This window comes from Leisingera sp. ANG-S5 (assembly GCF_000813925.1).
Taxonomy (GTDB): Bacteria; Pseudomonadota; Alphaproteobacteria; order Rhodobacterales; family Rhodobacteraceae; genus Leisingera.
The window spans coordinates 75,465-76,475 of record NZ_JWLH01000019.1 but is presented as its reverse complement, the minus strand read 5'-3'; the positions used below and the strand labels follow the sequence as shown (position 1 = coordinate 76,475).

Below are 1,011 nucleotides of genomic sequence, written 5' to 3'. Positions count from 1 at the left end.
GCTCGGATGCAGCCGCAGGGCAGGGGGCTCCGGATTGTCAGCGATGACCGCCTCCAGGCGGGCCTTCTCACCCTCCAGCTCAGACATCTTGTCCTTCATCGAGGCGGTGTACATGCCGTCCTCGATAGCTGTCAGGATGTTGGCGATCCGGCTCTCCACCTTTTTGAGGGAGTGTTCGGCCTTCTGCCGGTCCTGGCAGGCCCCCGCGGCGGCGTCGTTGAAGGCCTTGCGGTATTCCTCCGCGAACTGCGCCAGCAGGTCCGGTGCCAGGAGGCGCTGCTTCAGCCCGGAAAGCACTCGCTCTTCCACTTCTGCCCGGCCGATGGTGGCGCGGTTAGTGCAGACCGCAGCGCCCTTGTTGCGTGATCAGCCCCACTTGAGTGGCCCAATTTGATTGTTAGTGCATGACCGGCCTTTGGTCCATCTGGACGATGGTTTCCGGGGCCGGAGGGCGGTAGCCCAGAGCACTATGTGGGCGTTTCGTGTTGTAGTGTTTCCTCCATTCTTCGATCAGGGTTTGAGCTTCTCGCAGGCTGTAGAAGATTTCGCCATTCAAGAACTCATCCCTGAACCGGGCGTTGAAGCTTTCACAGTATCCGTTCCCCCAGGGTGAGCCGGGTTCGATGTAAGCCGTCCTTGCACCGACGGCTTTGATCCAGTCCTGCACGGCCTGCGCAACGAACTCCGGGCCATTGTCAGACCGAATAAACGAAGGCACGCCGCGCAGGATGAACAGGTCGCTCAGCGCATCGATGACGTTGCCGGAGTTCAGCTTGCGATCCACGCGGATTGCCAAGCATTCTCGGCTGTATTCGTCGATGATGTTGAGCGTGCGGAACGCCCTTCCGTCATCAGTCCGGCAATGCACGAAGTCGTAAGACCAAACATGATCACGGTATTCTGGCCGTAGCCGAACGCACGATCCGTCATTCAGCCAGAGCCGCCCCTTCTTTGGTTGTTTCATGGGCACTTTCAGCCCCTCTCGTCGCCACAGTCTTTCGACCCGCTTGT

At 59.7% G+C, this 1,011-nt stretch carries 1 protein-coding gene and 1 pseudogene; both read right to left on the bottom strand.

The features are described from left to right. A pseudogene (locus tag RA25_RS20015) lies at nt 1-309 on the bottom strand (recombinase family protein); the annotation flags it as partial. Nucleotides 310-397: 88 nt separating this feature from the next. Further along, nucleotides 398-1,011, bottom strand: a 614-nt coding sequence (locus RA25_RS20010) for an IS3 family transposase (RefSeq protein ID WP_039174674.1), incomplete at its 5' end; no start/stop codon positions are given.